The sequence below is a fragment of the Streptomyces oryzae genome, from assembly GCF_017676365.1.
In the GTDB taxonomy this organism is placed as follows: domain Bacteria; phylum Actinomycetota; class Actinomycetes; order Streptomycetales; family Streptomycetaceae; genus Streptomyces; species Streptomyces oryzae.
In genome coordinates, this window is the sequence record NZ_JADKMA010000052.1 from 1 (window position 1) to 14,692 (window position 14,692).

The 14,692-nt window shown below is 70.7% G+C and carries 12 protein-coding genes; 4 read left to right on the forward strand and 8 right to left on the reverse strand.

Annotation, left to right across the window (positions count from 1 at the left end; genetic code table 11):
* The 3 genes from ITI46_RS12580 to ITI46_RS12590 form a co-directional block, all read right to left on the reverse strand.
* The coding region (locus ITI46_RS12580; protein WP_209239591.1) for an NADH-quinone oxidoreductase subunit C at positions 1 to 605 on the reverse strand (605 nt) is incomplete at its 3' end.
* Positions 602 to 1,297: an NADH-quinone oxidoreductase subunit B gene (locus ITI46_RS12585; RefSeq protein ID WP_209239592.1), complete on the reverse strand. Its 696-nt coding sequence runs from the start codon at positions 1,295 to 1,297 to the stop codon at positions 602 to 604. The genes ITI46_RS12585 and ITI46_RS12580, both read right to left, overlap by 4 nt.
* Positions 1,288 to 1,659, reverse strand: coding sequence for an NADH-quinone oxidoreductase subunit A (locus tag ITI46_RS12590; protein ID WP_209239593.1), 372 nt, complete (start codon positions 1,657 to 1,659; stop codon positions 1,288 to 1,290). Before ITI46_RS12590 ends, ITI46_RS12585 begins: the two co-directional genes overlap by 10 nt.
* Positions 1,660 to 2,044: 385 nt before the next feature.
* On the opposite strand from ITI46_RS12590, the gene ITI46_RS12595 reads away from it, so the two are divergent.
* From ITI46_RS12595 to rarD, 3 genes are all read left to right on the forward strand, one after another.
* Positions 2,045 to 3,991: a 2-oxoacid:acceptor oxidoreductase subunit alpha gene (locus ITI46_RS12595; RefSeq protein WP_209239594.1), complete on the forward strand. Its 1,947-nt coding sequence runs from the start codon at positions 2,045 to 2,047 to the stop codon at positions 3,989 to 3,991.
* A complete protein-coding gene (locus ITI46_RS12600) occupies positions 3,984 to 5,084 on the forward strand; it encodes a 2-oxoacid:ferredoxin oxidoreductase subunit beta (protein WP_209239595.1) in 1,101 nt (366 codons plus the stop codon). The genes ITI46_RS12595 and ITI46_RS12600 overlap by 8 nt, the downstream gene beginning before the upstream one ends.
* Before the next feature lie 220 nt (positions 5,085 to 5,304).
* On the forward strand, positions 5,305 to 6,273 hold the full coding sequence (gene rarD / locus ITI46_RS12605; RefSeq protein ID WP_209239596.1) for an EamA family transporter RarD: 969 nt from the start codon (positions 5,305 to 5,307) through the stop codon (positions 6,271 to 6,273).
* 107 nt (positions 6,274 to 6,380) lie between these two features.
* On the opposite strand, the gene ITI46_RS12610 is transcribed toward rarD, so the two are convergent.
* The 4 genes from ITI46_RS12610 to ITI46_RS12625 all read right to left on the reverse strand — a co-directional run bounded on the left by ITI46_RS12610 (position 6,381) and on the right by ITI46_RS12625 (position 10,913).
* A complete protein-coding gene (locus ITI46_RS12610; RefSeq protein WP_209239597.1) occupies positions 6,381 to 7,286 on the reverse strand; it encodes an ABC transporter permease in 906 nt (301 codons plus the stop codon).
* Complete coding sequence (locus ITI46_RS12615; protein WP_209239598.1) at positions 7,273 to 8,235, reverse strand: ABC transporter ATP-binding protein; 963 nt, start codon at positions 8,233 to 8,235, stop codon at positions 7,273 to 7,275. The genes ITI46_RS12610 and ITI46_RS12615 overlap by 14 nt, the downstream gene beginning before the upstream one ends.
* An 80-nt stretch (positions 8,236 to 8,315) precedes the next feature.
* Complete coding sequence (locus tag ITI46_RS12620; RefSeq protein ID WP_209239599.1) at positions 8,316 to 9,575, reverse strand: LolA family protein; 1,260 nt, start codon at positions 9,573 to 9,575, stop codon at positions 8,316 to 8,318.
* 324 nt (positions 9,576 to 9,899) lie between these two features.
* Complete coding sequence (locus ITI46_RS12625) at positions 9,900 to 10,913, reverse strand: polyprenyl synthetase family protein (protein ID WP_209239600.1); 1,014 nt, start codon at positions 10,911 to 10,913, stop codon at positions 9,900 to 9,902.
* Positions 10,914 to 11,266: 353 nt separating this feature from the next.
* Here ITI46_RS12625 and fahA point away from each other — a divergent pair, with 353 nt between their 5' ends.
* Positions 11,267 to 12,472, forward strand: a complete 1,206-nt coding sequence (gene fahA, locus ITI46_RS12630; protein ID WP_209239601.1) for a fumarylacetoacetase — start codon at positions 11,267 to 11,269, stop codon at positions 12,470 to 12,472.
* Positions 12,473 to 12,606: 134 nt separating this feature from the next.
* Here the strand turns inward: fahA and recQ are convergent, their stop codons facing one another.
* The gene (gene recQ, locus ITI46_RS12635; RefSeq protein WP_209239602.1) at positions 12,607 to 14,496 is read right to left on the reverse strand and encodes a DNA helicase RecQ; all 1,890 of its coding nucleotides are present in this window, start codon (positions 14,494 to 14,496) and stop codon (positions 12,607 to 12,609) included.
* Between the last annotated feature and the right edge of the window lie 196 nt (positions 14,497 to 14,692).

Consider the following 14,692-nt stretch of genomic DNA (forward strand, 5'->3'; position numbering starts at 1 on the left):
GGGGCCGGGGGTAGCTGGCCCTTGAGGGGGCCCCACTCGTTCGGGTCGGGGACGCCGGGCGGCAGCATCTGGCGGCGCTTGGGGCCGCCGTGGCCCGACTCACCCGGCTCCTTCGCGCCAGGCCACGCCTTGACGACGCGGGCCGCGAGGACGAAGTCCTTGCGCAGCGGATGCCCCTCGAAGGAGTCGGGCAGCAGCAGCGGTACGAGATGCGGGTGGCCGGGGAAGTCGACGCCGAACATCTCGTGCGTCTCCCGCTCGTGCCAGGCGGCGCCCGCGTAGACGCCGGTGGCGGTGGGCAGCGCTGCAGCCTCGTGCGGGACGGTCGTACGCAGGACGAGGCGGCGCACCCCGCGGTCCGGGGTGGGCAGCGCCACCAGGTGGGCGCAGATCCGCAAGCCGGTGCCCGGCTCGTCGACGGCGCTGAGCCAGTCGAAATAGCTGCAGCCCAGCTCGTCGCGGGCCGTGGTCAGCGCGGGGATCCAGGAGTCGGCGGGTACGTCGACGGTGAGCAGCCCGTAGGCGTCCTCCGCCGTGGCGTCCGTACCGAAGATGTCCTCGGGCGGGCGTGGCAGCCGGCCCGGGTGCTGGGGCGGTTCGGTCACCGTCCGTCCTCCTCGGTGTCACCGTCCGGGCCCGCTTCCCGGGCCGGCCGCGGCGGCGCGGGCGGAGCGACAAGACCGCTGGTGAGGGCCCCCGCGGAGGGAGCCGCGGCGGTGGTGCCCGAGGGAGCCCCGGCGGAGGAGGCGCCGTCCGCGCCGCTCCGCGCGTAGCGGTCAGCGGTGGACTCGGCGGCGATCTTCTCCTGGAGCTTCAGTACGCCCTGCAGCAGCGCCTCGGGCCGGGGCGGGCAGCCGGGCACATAGACGTCGACGGGGATGATCTGGTCGACGCCCTTGGTGACCGCGTACGAGTCCCAGTAGGGGCCGCCGCAGTTGGAGCAGGCGCCGAAGGAGATGACGTACTTCGGCTCCGGCATCTGCTCGTACAGCCGTTTGACGGCGGGGGCCATCTTGTCGGTGACCGTGCCGGAGACGACCATCAGGTCGGCCTGCCGGGGCCCGGGCGCGAAGGGGATGACGCCGAGCCGGATGAAGTCGTGCCGTGCCATGGAGGCGGCGATGAACTCGATGGCGCAGCAGGCGAGGCCGAAGTTGAAGACCCAGAGGCTGTAGCGGCGGCCCCAGTTGAGGACCACCTTCATCGGTTCGGGCGCCAGCCGCGAGAGCAGGCCGAGCCGGGGGCGCCCCTCGGCCCGCGGTGTCGCGGCGGCGGCCGGGGTGTTCGTTACGTCCATTCCAGGACGCCCTTCTTGTACGCGTACAGCAGGCCGACGGCCAGGAAGCCGAGAAAGACGAACATCTCCGCGAGCGTGGTCCCGCCGTAGCCGGGCGCGGCGAACACCGTCGACCAGGGGAAGAGGAAGACCGCGTCGACGGCGAAGATGACGTACAGGAACGCGTACACGTAGTAGCGGATCTGCGTGTGCGCCCAGCCCTCGCCGACCGGGTCGACCCCGCACTCGTACGTCAGCATCTTCTCGGGCGTGGGCACCACCGGCCGCAGCAGCCGTCCGGCGGCGAAGGCCACGCAGACGAAGAGCACACCGACGACGGCTACCAGCCCGACGACTGCATAGCCGTGGAAGTAGTCCGGCACGCCTGCCCCGTCCTGAGTCCGTGTGGTCGGTGTCGACCGTGTAGTCGGTGTATACGTTCGACGATCTGTACGCACGGAGTGTAGGCCCTGCCGGTCCCGCTGAGGACAGCCCCGTCACACTCAGGTGCTCCACCCCAGGGGAACGGGGAATGGGAATAGAGGCGGACAGTGGAGGCGCTGCAGGGTGCACTGCGGCAGGGCCGTTCGAGGGGCCCTCCAGGGGAGGGGCGGACCGTGGGTCCAGGGCGCGTACGGACGACTCCGGTGTCTCGGGCGCCTGAGGCGTCTCAGAAATCTGTCCACGATGGGGACAGCCGCAGGAAGGCAACCCTTAGCGACGTACGATGGCAGGCGAGCCGCCGCCTTGAGGGAGGTCCGATCCAACGTGACCAGTCAGGTCAGTAGCCCAGCCGGGCAGCAGTCCGGCCCCGAGGGGGGCCAGGACAGCGGGCGGGACGCCGACAACGCCGACAACAAAGAGATCCGGCGCCTGGACCGGGTGATCATCCGGTTCGCCGGCGACTCCGGCGACGGTATGCAGCTCACCGGAGACCGCTTCACATCCGAGACGGCCTCCTTCGGCAACGACCTGTCGACGCTGCCGAACTTCCCGGCGGAGATCCGCGCCCCCGCAGGCACCCTGCCGGGCGTCTCCAGCTTCCAGCTGCACTTCGCCGACCACGACATCCTCACCCCGGGTGACGCGCCCAATGTGCTGGTCGCCATGAATCCGGCGGCGCTCAAGGCGAACATCGCGGATGTGCCGCGCGGCGCCGAGATCATCGTGAACACGGACGAGTTCACCAAGCGTGCGATGGCGAAGGTCGGCTACGAGGCCAGCCCGCTGGACGACGGCTCGCTGGACGGCTACAGCGTGCACCCCGTGCCGCTGACGACGCTGACGGTCGAGGCGCTCAAGGACTACGACCTGGGCCGCAAGGAGGCCGGGCGGTCGAAGAACATGTTCGCGCTGGGTCTGCTGTCGTGGATGTACAACAGGCCGACCGAGCAGACCGAAGCCTTTCTGCGGTCGAAGTTCGCGAAGAAGCCGACGGTCGCAGAGGCGAACATCGCGGCGTTCCGCGCCGGGTGGAACTTCGGCGAGACCACCGAGGACTTCGCCGTCTCCTACGAGGTCGCGCCCGCGTCCAGCGCCTTCCCGCCCGGGACGTACCGGAACATTTCCGGCAACCTGGCGCTGTCCTACGGACTGATCGCCGCGTCTCAGCAGGCGGACCTGCCGCTCTTCCTCGGCTCGTACCCGATCACCCCGGCCTCCGATGTGCTGCACGAGCTGAGCAAGCACAAGAACTTCGGGGTGCGCTCCTTCCAGGCGGAGGACGAGATCGCGGGCATCGGCGCCGCGCTCGGCGCCGCCTTCGGCGGCTCGCTGGCGGTCACCACCACCTCGGGGCCCGGTGTGGCGCTCAAGTCGGAGACCATCGGTCTCGCCGTCTCGCTCGAGCTGCCGCTGCTGATCATCGACATCCAGCGCGGCGGCCCCTCCACAGGTCTGCCGACCAAGACCGAGCAGGCCGACCTGCTCCAGGCGATGTACGGGCGCAACGGCGAGGCGCCGGTGCCGATCGTGGCGCCGGCCACCCCGGCCGACTGCTTCACCGCTGCACTGGACGCGGCACGGATCGCGCTCACGTACCGGACGCCGGTGTTCCTCCTTTCGGACGGCTATCTGGCCAACGGCTCCGAGCCGTGGCGGATCCCCGACGTGGACGAGCTGCCCGACCTGCGGACCCAGTTCGCCTCCGGGCCCAACCATGCGCTGGACGACGGCACCGAGGTCTTCTGGCCGTACAAGCGCGACCCGCACACCCTGGCCCGCCCCTGGGCGGTCCCGGGCACGCCGGGGCTCGAACACCGCATCGGCGGCATCGAGAAGCAGGACGGCACCGGCAACATCTCCTACGACCCGGCCAACCACGACTTCATGGTCCGTACCCGCCAGGCCAAGGTGGACGGCGTCGAGGTGCCGGACGTGGAGGTCAGCGACCCGAGCGGGAACGCGAAGCTGCTGGTGCTGGGCTGGGGCTCGACGTACGGGCCCATCACCGCCGCCGTACGCCGGATCCGCAAGGCCGGGGACGAGATCGCGCAGGCGCATCTGCGGTACGTCAACCCGTTCCCGCGGAACCTCGGCGAGGTGCTGAAGCGCTACGAGAAGGTCGTCGTCCCGGAGATGAACCTCGGCCAGCTCGCCACCCTGATCCGCGCCCGATACCTGGTCGACGCACAGTCGTATACGCAGGTCCGCGGCCTGCCGTTCAAGGCCGAGCAGCTCGCGACCGCACTCAAGGAGGCCATCACACATGGCTGAGACGTCCCGCTCAGCGCCTACGGCTCCCGTGTCCGAGGCGCTGTCGCTGGTGCCCAAGGCCGACGGCAAGCAGTCGATGAAGGACTTCAAGTCCGACCAGGAGGTGCGCTGGTGCCCCGGGTGCGGTGACTACGCCGTACTGGCGGCGGTCCAGGGGTTCATGCCGGAGCTGGGGCTGGCGAAGGAGAACATCGTCTTCGTCTCCGGCATCGGCTGCTCCTCCCGCTTCCCGTACTACATGAACACCTACGGGATGCACTCCATCCACGGGCGCGCTCCGGCGATCGCCACCGGTCTCGCCGCCTCGCGGCGCGATCTGAGCGTCTGGGTGGTGACCGGTGACGGGGACGCGCTCTCCATCGGCGGCAACCATCTGATCCACGCGCTGCGCCGCAATGTGAACCTGAAGATCCTGCTGTTCAACAACCGGATCTACGGGCTGACCAAGGGCCAGTACAGCCCGACGTCGGAGGCCGGGAAGATCACGAAGTCCACGCCCATGGGGTCGCTGGACGCGCCGTTCAACCCGGTGTCGCTGGCGCTGGGCGCCGAGGCGTCGTTCGTGGCCCGTACGGTCGACTCGGACCGCAAGCACCTCACCAGCGTGCTGCGGGCCGCCGCCGACCACCCGGGCTCGGCGCTGGTGGAGATCTACCAGAACTGCAACATCTTCAACGACGGCGCCTTCGAGGTTCTCAAAGACCAGGAAAAAGCCCAGGAGGCCGTGATCCGGCTGGAGCACGGCGAGCCGATCCGCTTCGGCGCCCCCGCCGAGGACGGTCTCGGCTCCCAGGGCGTGGTCCGCGACCGGGCCACCGGCGATCTGCGGATCGTGGACGTCCGTGCGGAGGGCACTGCCGAGGTGCTGGTGCACGACGCCCACACCGCCTCGCCGACCACCGCGTTCGCCCTCTCCCGGCTGGCCGACCCGGACACGCTGCACCACACCCCCATCGGTGTGCTGCGCGATGTACGGCGTCCGGTGTACGACACCGAGATGGCCGACCAGCTGGAGCGCGCCGTCGAGCAGAACGGCAAGGGCGACCTGTCCGCGCTGCTGCACGGCAACGACACCTGGACGGTCGTCGGCTGACGCCCCGCCCGTGACAGGGCCCGGCACCCTCTGGGTGCCGGGCCTTTTTGCGCGCCGGCGCGCCTTGGGGAGCCGAGCTCCTTGGGGCGCCGGGACCTGGCCGACGGGGCGACAGGACCATAGCGCGGAACGGGAATGACAAGAAGGGATCCTCCCGTTACCTTTCGAGGGGCCGGCACAGCGCTCGGCACAGCGACCAGGACACAGGGCAGGGAGGGTCATGCAGACACCGAGTACACAGCGCACCGGGCTGCTGTTCGGCTTCGCGGCGTACGGGATGTGGGGGCTGCTGCCCCTGTACTGGCACGCGCTCGCCGACGTCGGTGCCGGGGAAGTGCTCGCCCACCGTATGGTCTGGTCGCTGCCGACCGCGCTGGTGATCGTCGCGCTGCTGCGCCGCTGGTCGTGGGTGAGCGCGCTGGTGCGCCAGCCGAAGAAGCTGGGGCTGGTGGTGCTGGCCTCGGCGGTGATCTCCGTCAACTGGGGGCTGTTCATCTGGGCCGTCAGCGTCGACCGGGTGCTCGAATCCTCCCTGGGCTACTTCATCAACCCCCTGGTCTCCATAGCCTTCGGCGTCCTGTTGCTACGGGAGCGGCTGCGCGTCGCCCAGTGGGCCGCCGTCGCCATCGGTGCGGCGGCTGTCGTGGTGATGACCGTCGCCTACGGCAAGCTGCCCTGGCTCTCCCTCTGCCTGGCGTTCAGCTTCGCGACGTACGGCCTGATCAAGAAGCACGTCAAGCTGGACGGCGTGGAGGGCTTCAGCGCGGAGACCGCGGTGCAGTTCCTGCCCGCGCTCGGCTTTCTGATCTACCTCGGCTCGCGCGGCGAGTCCTCTTTCGTCTCCGACGGACCCGGCAACGCGCTGCTGCTGGCCTGCGCCGGGGTGGCAACCGCGCTGCCGCTGATCTTCTTCGGCAGCGCCGCGGTGCGGCTGCCGCTGTCCACGATTGGGCTGCTGCAGTATCTGGCCCCCGCCTTCATGTTCGTTCTGGGGCTGACCGTCTTCCACGAGGAGATGCCGCCGGAGCGCTTCGCCGGGTTCGGCCTGGTGTGGGTGGCGCTCGCGGTTCTCACCTGGGACGCGTTGCGGCACGCCCGGCGCGGGCGTGCCGCGTTGCGGGCTGCGGAGACCGCTGCCGCGGAGGCCGCCCTTGCGGAGCCGCCCGTCGCGGAGTCGGTCGACCGGTGAGGGGGTGCCCCTTGCTGCCCGCTGCGGACTGCGGGTTGTTTGTGGCTGGTCGCGCAGTTCCCCGCGCCCCTTCGGGGCGCGTCTCCCTCGCTGCGCTTGGGCAGTCCCTATGCCGTGACGTCCCGATTGTTGAACCTCGCCCACGCGGCGGAGCCGAAGACGGCGGCGTAGAGCGCCTGGAGGCCGAGGTTCTTCAGGAGGTCGCCCCAGTAGATCGGATCCCGTAGCAGGTCGGCGAAGCTCAGCCAGTAGTTGGGGAACAGGAACGGGTGGAACTCGTCCAGCTGCGGGATGGCGTTGACGATCTGCACCGTGATCAGCAGCCCCACCGTGGCGGCCATGGCGGCGATACCGCTGTTGGTGAGGGTGGAGATGAACAGGCCGAGCGCCGCCAGGCCGAGCAGGCTGAGGGCGACCACCGCGGCGATGGCCAGGGCGCGCAGCAGCCCCTCGCCGAAGGAGACGGTGGTGCCCGAGAGCAGGGTGACCTCTCCGGTGGGGAAGAGCAGCGCACCGGTTACCAGTGCGGAGAGGGCCACGGTCAGGGTTGCCGCCAGACAGAAGACCAGCACCGTGGTCAGCTTGGCCAGCAGCAGCCGGGTCCGGCCCGCCGGGGCGACCAGGAGATAGCGCAAGGTGCCCGCACTGGCCTCTCCTGCCACGGCGTCCCCGGCCACCACACCGACCGTCATCGGCAGGAAGAACGGCAGCGTGGCGGCCAGCGAGGTGAAGACCAGGAACAGCCCGTTGTTGGTGATCTGGGAGATGAAAGCCGGGCCCTCTCCCCCGCCGCCCCCGATCGAGCCGCCGTCGCTCGTCTCGGCCTTCACGGCGATGCCGACGACGACCGGCACGGCCGCCAGCACCGCCAGCAGTGCGAGGGTGCGCCACCGCCGGAAGGTGACGAGCAGTTCGCTGCGGAACAGCCCCAGCGCCCACAGCGGGCGTACGTCGGGAGGTGCGGCTGCCGGTCGTCCGTCGTACGCCGGCTCGGCCGCCTCAGCCTGCGACATCGAAGCCCTCCCCGGTGAGCGAGACGAACACGTCCTCCAGCGAAGCACGCCGCACGCCGAAGGCGCGGACCCGCACGCCGGCCCGGACGAGGGCCGCGTTGAGCTCGGCGAGGTCGCCGGGCGGCGGATCGCCGGTCAGTTCTTCGCCGTCGGTGACCAGATCGGAGACGCCGCGCTCCTTCAGCACCCGCGCCGCCTCGCCCGGATCGGGGGTGGTGACGGCCAGCCTGCCCCGGGCGCCCGCGGACATCTCGGCGACGGTTCCCTGGGTGACGAGCCGGCCGCGGTGCATGACGGCCGTGTGCGTGCAGACCTGCTCGATCTCGTCCAGCAGGTGGGAGGAGAGGAAGACGGTGCTGCCGTCGCCCGCCAACTCCCGCACCAGCGCCCGGATCTCCCGCATGCCCTGCGGATCGAGTCCGTTGGTCGGCTCGTCCAGCACGAGCAGTTCCCTCGGCTGGAGCAGCGCGGCGGCCAGGCCCAGGCGCTGCTTCATGCCCAGCGAGTAGGCCCGCGCCTTCTTGCCCGCGGCCGCGGCCAGACCGACGCGTTCCAGCGCCGTCTCCACGCGGGCCGCGCGGGTGCGGGGGTCGGCGGTGGGGTCGGCCGCGTCGTAGCGCAGCAGGTTCTCCCGCCCGGAGAGGAAGCCGTAGAGCGCGGGACCCTCGATGAGGGCGCCCACCCTGGGCAGTACCCGCCGGGCCGAGCCCGGCATCGGCTCGCCCAGCAGGCGGGCGGTGCCGCCGCTGGGCTCGATGAGGCCGAGCAGCATCCGGATGGTGGTGGTCTTGCCCGAGCCGTTGGGCCCGAGGAAGCCGAAGACGCTGCCGCGCGGGACGGACAGGTCGAGGGCATCGACGGCGAGCTGGCCACCGCGATAGCGCTTGGTGAGCCCTTGGGTCGAGATCACCGCGCTGTCGTCCTCTGGTGCGGCGGTCGGCTCGGTCATATGCCCCCTTCCCTGCCCTTCCCTGTCCTGGTCAGTCCTTCTCCGTCGTCGGCAGCGGTCTTTGCAGTCGGCGGTCTCGCCTACTTGGCTGCCCGGTCCTGGTTGGCGGCCTTGACCAGCCCGTCCTTGGTGACGGCGCCGACGTAGACCTTCCCGTCGTCGGTCATCAGGGCGTTCACCAGCCGGGTGCTGAAGACCCGGCCGGTGCCGAAGTCGCCATGGACCTTGTCCGTGAACTTGTCCAGCATCTGAGCGGCGTCCCCGTCGGACTGCTTGCCGCCGAGTCCGCCGGGCATTCCGGTGTCCAGCCTGGCCACCTTGCCCCAGTCGCTCGCGGACTTGTTGACGACCTCCAGGCCGGAGCCCGAGAGCCCGGTGAGCCCCTCCGGGGCCCGGTGGCCGACGCCCGCGCTCTCATGCGGCTTCGCCTCGGTGACCTTGGTGCCCTTGGGCGGGGTGAAGTCGAAGCTGCTCGCGTCCGGCTTGCCGAAGTCCACCTTTGTGTACGCCACATCGATGGCCGGCTTGTCGCCGCCCTTCGCGTTGAGCGTGAACTTCAGCGGCACACCGTTGTCCGCGTCCACCGCTATGCGCACCGACTCGATGGTGGAGTCCGATGCGCCCTTGGGCTTGATGAGCAGCTGGTAGGCGTCGCGCCCGGCGACCTTCGCGGTGCCGTCCACGGTCACGGAGGTGGACTTGCCGACTGCCTTGAGGGCCTGCTTCGCGGCCTGCTGCGGGGTGACGGCGTCGGGCTTCTTGCCCTGCCACCGCTCGGCGGACTTGCCGTGCCCGCCCTTGGCGCCCTTGGCATCCTTGGGCGCCTTGGCGTGCCAGGCGGTGTTGCTGCCGCTGTCGTACGCCCACAGGTCGCGCCCGTTGTGCACCATGCTGTACTCGGCCGCGTCCTCCATGACCGAGACGCGCTGCTTGTCGGGGCCGTCAGCGGCGAAGCGCAGCGTGTGCTCGCCGGAGGCCAGCTCGGACAGCTTCTTGTCCGGGGAGGCGTCCGCCGCGTCCCCCTTGCCGTCCTTGCCCTCGCCCCCGTCGGAGCCGTGCGGGCCGCCGCCGAAGCCACCGCCCCCGCCGCTGCCGCCGCCGGGGAGGGAGGGCAGACCGAGGTCGGTGCTCACTTTGACGGTGCCGGACATGTGCTCCACGTCGGACTTGGCCACCTTCGCGACCAGGTCCTCCGCGCTGATCTTCGGCAGGTCGGGGTCGCCCGTGCTGGCGAGCGCGGGCACCAGGCCGACGGTCGCGGCGGCGACTCCGGCAACGGCGACCGGTACGCCGTACCGGACCGACTTGCGCCGGAGCTTCCTCGGTTGGATCTGTGCCATCTGTCTGTCCTACCTCCGTGATCGGCGGCGGCTGCAAGGTCGCACTCGTCCACCCCTTGCCGCCATTCTCACCCGAATCGGTGTTGGGTGGGTGTTTCCATAGCACCAAATCCCGCACCGTCCCGCGTCAGCCGAGGGAGGCACATTCCGCTACTCCCCCGGGATGACGGACCTCCGCCTGCGGGTTGGCAGTCCCCGGAGGTGGCTCGGGGTCATCTCGTCACGCGGTCGCCGCAGTTCGGCCCGTAAGTCCGCGAAGTGGGGAGGGAGGGAGAGGGAAAAAGGAGAGGAAGCAGGAGGTGGCAGCCCTCCCCTGGTCCGGCGTCAGCCCGCGCGGTCCACCACCGCCGTGCACAGCCCGGCCAGGGCGGTCTTGGCGGGGTTGTCGGGCAGCGGAGCCAGCATCTCGCGGGCCTCGTCGGCGTACCGCACGGTGGCGCGACGGGCCTGCTCCAGCGCGGGGTGGACGCGCAGCGCGGCCAGCGCCTCGTCGAGCCGTCCGTCGTCGCCGAGGTCCCCTTCGAGCAGCGCGCACAGCTCGCGGTCCTCGCGGGTGCCCTCCGGGCTCGCCGCACGTGCGCGCAGATAGAGCACCGGCAGGGTGGCGATGCCCTCCCGCAGATCGGTGCCGGGGGTCTTGCCGGACTCGTGTTCGTCGCTGGCGATGTCGAGGACGTCGTCGGCGAGCTGGAAGGCGACACCGATGCGTTCGCCGTACTGGGTGAGCACCGAGACGGTCCGCTCGTCGGCGCCGGACATCATCGCGCCGAAGCGGCCGGCGACGGCGATCAGCGAGCCGGTCTTGCCCGCGATCACCTCGAGGTAGTGGTCGATGGCGTCGTGGCCGTCCGCGGGGCCCGCGGTCTCCAAGATCTGGCCGGTGACGAGCCGTTCGAACGCCTGGGCCTGGATCCGGACCGCTTCGGGGCCGAGGTCGGCCAGTATGTGCGAGGCGCGGGAGAAGAGGAAGTCGCCGGTGAGGACGGCGACGGAGTTGTCCCAGTTGGCGTTGGCGCTGGGCACCCCGCGCCGCACATCGGCCTCGTCCATCACGTCGTCGTGGTAGAGCGTGGCGAGATGGGTCAGCTCCACGACCACGGCGGCGGGGACGACACCGGGCGCGTGCGGGTCGCCGAACTGGGCGCCGAGCATCACCAGCAGTGGCCGGAACCGTTTGCCACCGGCCCGCACGAGGTGCTGCGCCGCCTCCGTTATGAAGGGCACGTCGCTCTTGGTGGCCTCGATGAGGCCCTCCTCGACGGCCGCCAACCCGGCCAGGACATCGGCTTCGACAGCCTGGTCCCGCACGCTCAGCCCGAAGGGCCCGACGACGGTCACGAGGGGTACTCCTGTCTGCGTACGTGGAACGAACGGAACGGGTTCTTCTCGGCGTCCGCCGCTGTCCGCGGCTGTCCGCTGCTGTCTGCCCTGAGTGTCTGGCCGGTGGTGTCTTCTTGTGCTGTCTTCTTGTGCTGTACGTCTGCTGGTGGTGCCTGGTTCGCGGTTTCCTGGCCGGATGCACCCGCCTGCGAGCGCACCCTCCTGTGGCAGCGTAACCGGTCACATAACGATCACGGTCGGCGCCTGCCCAGCAGACCACTCTTGTCGCGGCATGCCGGTATGTCCCGGGCAGCGGGCAAGGGCCGAATCGGTAGGGCCGGGGCAGGCATCCGGCACATAGCCTGACCCTCATGAGTGACAGTGCCCTTTTCGGCCCGGACAACCTTCCGTACGGCGTCTTCAGCACTCCGGACCGGCCCGGCCACCGCCGGCTCGGCGTCCGGTTCGGCGACGACGTGCTCGACGTGGGCGCGGCTGCCGCCGCCTTCGGCTCGGCCCATGCCGAGGTGCTGCGAGCGCCCTCGCTCAACCCACTGCTGGCCGCCGGCCGGCCCGTCTGGCAGGAGGTACGCGCTGAGCTGCGCGGCTGGCTGACCGACGAAGCGCTCCGCGAGACCACGGCCCGCCATCTGCTGCCGCTGTCCGGCGTCCAGCTGCACCTCCCGTTCGAGGTCGCCGACTACGTCGACTTCTACGCCAGCGAGCACCACGCCACCAACGTCGGCCGGATCTTCCGCCCCGACGGTGAAGCGCTCACCCCCAACTGGAAGCATCTCCCGATCGGTTACCACGGGCGCGCGGGCACCGTCGTCGTCTCGGGTACGCCCGTGGTGCGCCCCCAGGGACAGCGCAAGCCCCCGAACGAGCCGGTGCCCGTCTTCGGACCCTCGCGGCGGCTGGACATCGAGGCGGAGGTCGGCTTCGTCGTCGGCACCCCGAGCGAGCTGGGCCGCCCGGTGGGGCTGGCCGGATTCCGCGACCATGTGTTCGGGGTGACGCTGCTGAACGACTGGTCTGCGCGGGACATCCAGGCGTGGGAGTACGTGCCGCTGGGTCCCTTCCTGGGCAAGTCGTTCGCCACCTCCGTCTCGCCGTGGATCACTCCGCTGGACGCGCTGGACGCCGCGCGGGTGGCGCCGCCGCAGCGGGACTTCCCGCTGCTGCCGTATCTGGACGACGCGGCGGAGGAGGTCGAGCCCGGCGGCCTCGATCTGCGGATCACGGTGGAGCTGAACGGGCACGTCATCGCGGAGCCGCCGTTCGCCACCATGTACTGGACGGCGGCGCAGCAGCTCGCCCATATGACGGTGAACGGGGCTTCGCTGCGTACGGGTGATCTGTACGCGTCCGGCACCGTGAGCGGGCCCGAGCACAAGCAGCGCGGGTCGCTGTTGGAGCTGACCTGGGGCGGGCGAGAGCCGCTCACCCTTCCTGAGGGTGAGCGGGCCTTTCTTGAAGACGGTGACGAGGTGACGCTGACCGCTTGGGCGCCTGGCCCTGGCGGGGGCCGGATCGGGTTGGGCGAGGTGCGGGGGAGGGTTCTCCCCAGCGAATAAGTGAGGGCGCCGCCTTGGCACCCCCTCCCTTGGTGCACGCCTTTCCGGGGAGGGGGTGCCCCTGACCGTTGTCTGCGGCCTGCAGGGCACGTCGTGGCTGGTCGCGCAGTTCCCCGCGCCCCTGACGGGGCGCGTCACCCCGCGAGGGCGGCCAGCACCCCCTCTCCGTAATTGGAGAGCTTCTTCTCGCCGACGCCCGGGATGGTGCCCAGCTCTTCCATGGTGCCGGGGCGCTGGAGCGCAATCTCGCGGAGCGTCGAGTCGTGGAAGACGATGTACGGCGGAACGCCCTGTTCGCGGGCCTGCTCGAGGCGCCAGGCGCGCAGCGCCTCGAAGAGCGGCTGGGCCTCGGCGGGGAGGTCCACGGGCGCAGCGCTCTTCCCGCTCCCGCCCCGCGAGCGGGAGCCCTCGGCGGTCTGGCGCGGCACCTTCGCCGGTGCCGGGTCCTTGCGCAGCCGCACCTCCCGCTCGCCGCGCAGCACCGTGGCGCTCGCGTCGGTGAGCACCAGCGTGCCGTGCTCGCCCTCGATCTCCAGCAGCCCCTGGGCGATCAACTGGCGGATGACGCCGCGCCATTCGGCCTCGCCCAGCTCGGTGCCGACGCCGAAGACCGAGAGCGCGTCGTGGTCGAACTGGATGACCTTGGCGGTCCTGCGGCCCAGCAGGATGTCCACCAGCTGGCCCGAACCGAACTTCTGGCCGCGCTCCCTCTTGAGCCGTACGACGGTGGAGAGCACCTTCTGCGCGGGGACGGTGCCGTCCCAGGACTCAGGTGGGGTCAGGCAGGTGTCGCAGTTGCCGCACGAGCTCTCGGCGGCGCCCTCCTCCGGCTCCTGGCCGAAGTAGGTGAGCAGCTGTCCGCGCCGGCAGCTGACCGTCTCGCACAGCGAGAGCATCGCGTCCAGATGCGTCCGCGCCCTGCGCTGGAAGGCAGCGTCTCCCTCGCCGCTCTCGATCAGCTTGCGCTGCTGGACGACGTCCTGGAGGCCGTAGGCGAGCCAGGCGGTGGACGGCAGGCCGTCCCGCCCGGCACGGCCCGTCTCCTGGTAGTAGCCCTCGACCGACTTGGGCAGCTCCAGGTGCGCGACGAAGCGTACGTCCGGCTTGTCGATGCCCATGCCGAAGGCGATCGTGGCCACCACGACCAGGCCCTCCTCGCGCAGAAAACGCGACTGGTGCGCGGCGCGGGTGCCCGCGTCCAGCCCTGCGTGGTAGGGCACCGCCTCGATGCCGTTGTCGCACAGGAACTGGGCTGTGCGCTCCACCGCGTTCCGCGACAGGCAGTAGACGATGCCCGCGTCGCCCTGATGCTCCTCCTTGAGGAAGCGCAGCAGCTGCTTCTTCGGGTCCCGCTTGGGCACGATGCGGTACTGGACGTTGGGCCGGTCGAAGCTGGCCACGAAGTCCCGCGCGCCGCCCAGGCCGAGCCGCTGGACGATTTCGCGGTGGGTGGCGCGGGTGGCGGTGGCCGTCAGTGCGATGCGCGGTACGCCGGGCCAGCGCTCGCCGAGCATCGACAGGTTCAGATAGTCGGGGCGGAAGTCGTGGCCCCATTGAGCGACGCAGTGCGCCTCGTCGATCGCGAAGACCGACACCTTGCCGCGCTCCAGCAGTGCCGTCGTCGTCTCCAGGCGCAGCCGCTCCGGCGCGATGTAGAGCAGGTCGAGCTCGCCGGCCAGGAACTCGGCCTCCACGACCCGCCGCTGGTCGAGGTCGAGCGTGGAGTTGAGGAACCCGGCGCGTACGCCCAGCGCCCGCAGCGCGTCCACCTGGTCCTGCATCAGGGCGATGAGGGGCGAGATCACCACGCCCGTACCCGGTCTGACCAGGGCCGGGATCTGATAGCAGAGCGACTTGCCGCCGCCGGTCGGCATCAGCACCACCGCGTCGCCGCCGCGGATGACGTGCTCGATGGCGGCTTCCTGCTGCCCGCGGAACGCGCCGTAACCGAAGACCCTGCGCAGGACGCGCAGCGCCGCCGTCTCGGACGTCCCGCCGGCTCCCCCGGCACTCTCCTGAAGCATGCCCGCCACCATAGGCCGCGCCGCCGACATCGGTGGCCAGGCCTGTGGGTAGCTGAGCCTCCGCTTAGCGCTTCCCAGCACTTCCGGCTTCGCACTCAGCGCCAACCTGCGTCCGGATCACTCCATTTTGCGGCGTATGCGGGTCGGTGTCGTTGCTAGCTTGACGTTGCCCTGCCGATGGGTGCGGCGGGGCGAG

Excerpts from the sequence above, each read along its gene's own strand:
- ITI46_RS12585 (WP_209239592.1), bottom strand. The coding sequence starts at position 1,297 with ATGGACGTAACGAACACCCCGGCCGCCGCCGCGACACCGCGGGCCGAG.
- ITI46_RS12600 (WP_209239595.1), top strand. The coding sequence starts at position 3,984 with ATGGCTGAGACGTCCCGCTCAGCGCCTACGGCTCCCGTGTCCGAGGCG.
- rarD (WP_209239596.1), top strand. The coding sequence starts at position 5,305 with ATGCAGACACCGAGTACACAGCGCACCGGGCTGCTGTTCGGCTTCGCG.
- ITI46_RS12610 (WP_209239597.1), bottom strand. The coding sequence starts at position 7,286 with ATGTCGCAGGCTGAGGCGGCCGAGCCGGCGTACGACGGACGACCGGCA.
- ITI46_RS12615 (WP_209239598.1), bottom strand. The coding sequence starts at position 8,235 with ATGACCGAGCCGACCGCCGCACCAGAGGACGACAGCGCGGTGATCTCG.
- ITI46_RS12620 (WP_209239599.1), bottom strand. The coding sequence starts at position 9,575 with ATGGCACAGATCCAACCGAGGAAGCTCCGGCGCAAGTCGGTCCGGTAC.
- fahA (WP_209239601.1), top strand. The coding sequence starts at position 11,267 with ATGAGTGACAGTGCCCTTTTCGGCCCGGACAACCTTCCGTACGGCGTC.
- recQ (WP_209239602.1), bottom strand. The coding sequence starts at position 14,496 with ATGCTTCAGGAGAGTGCCGGGGGAGCCGGCGGGACGTCCGAGACGGCG.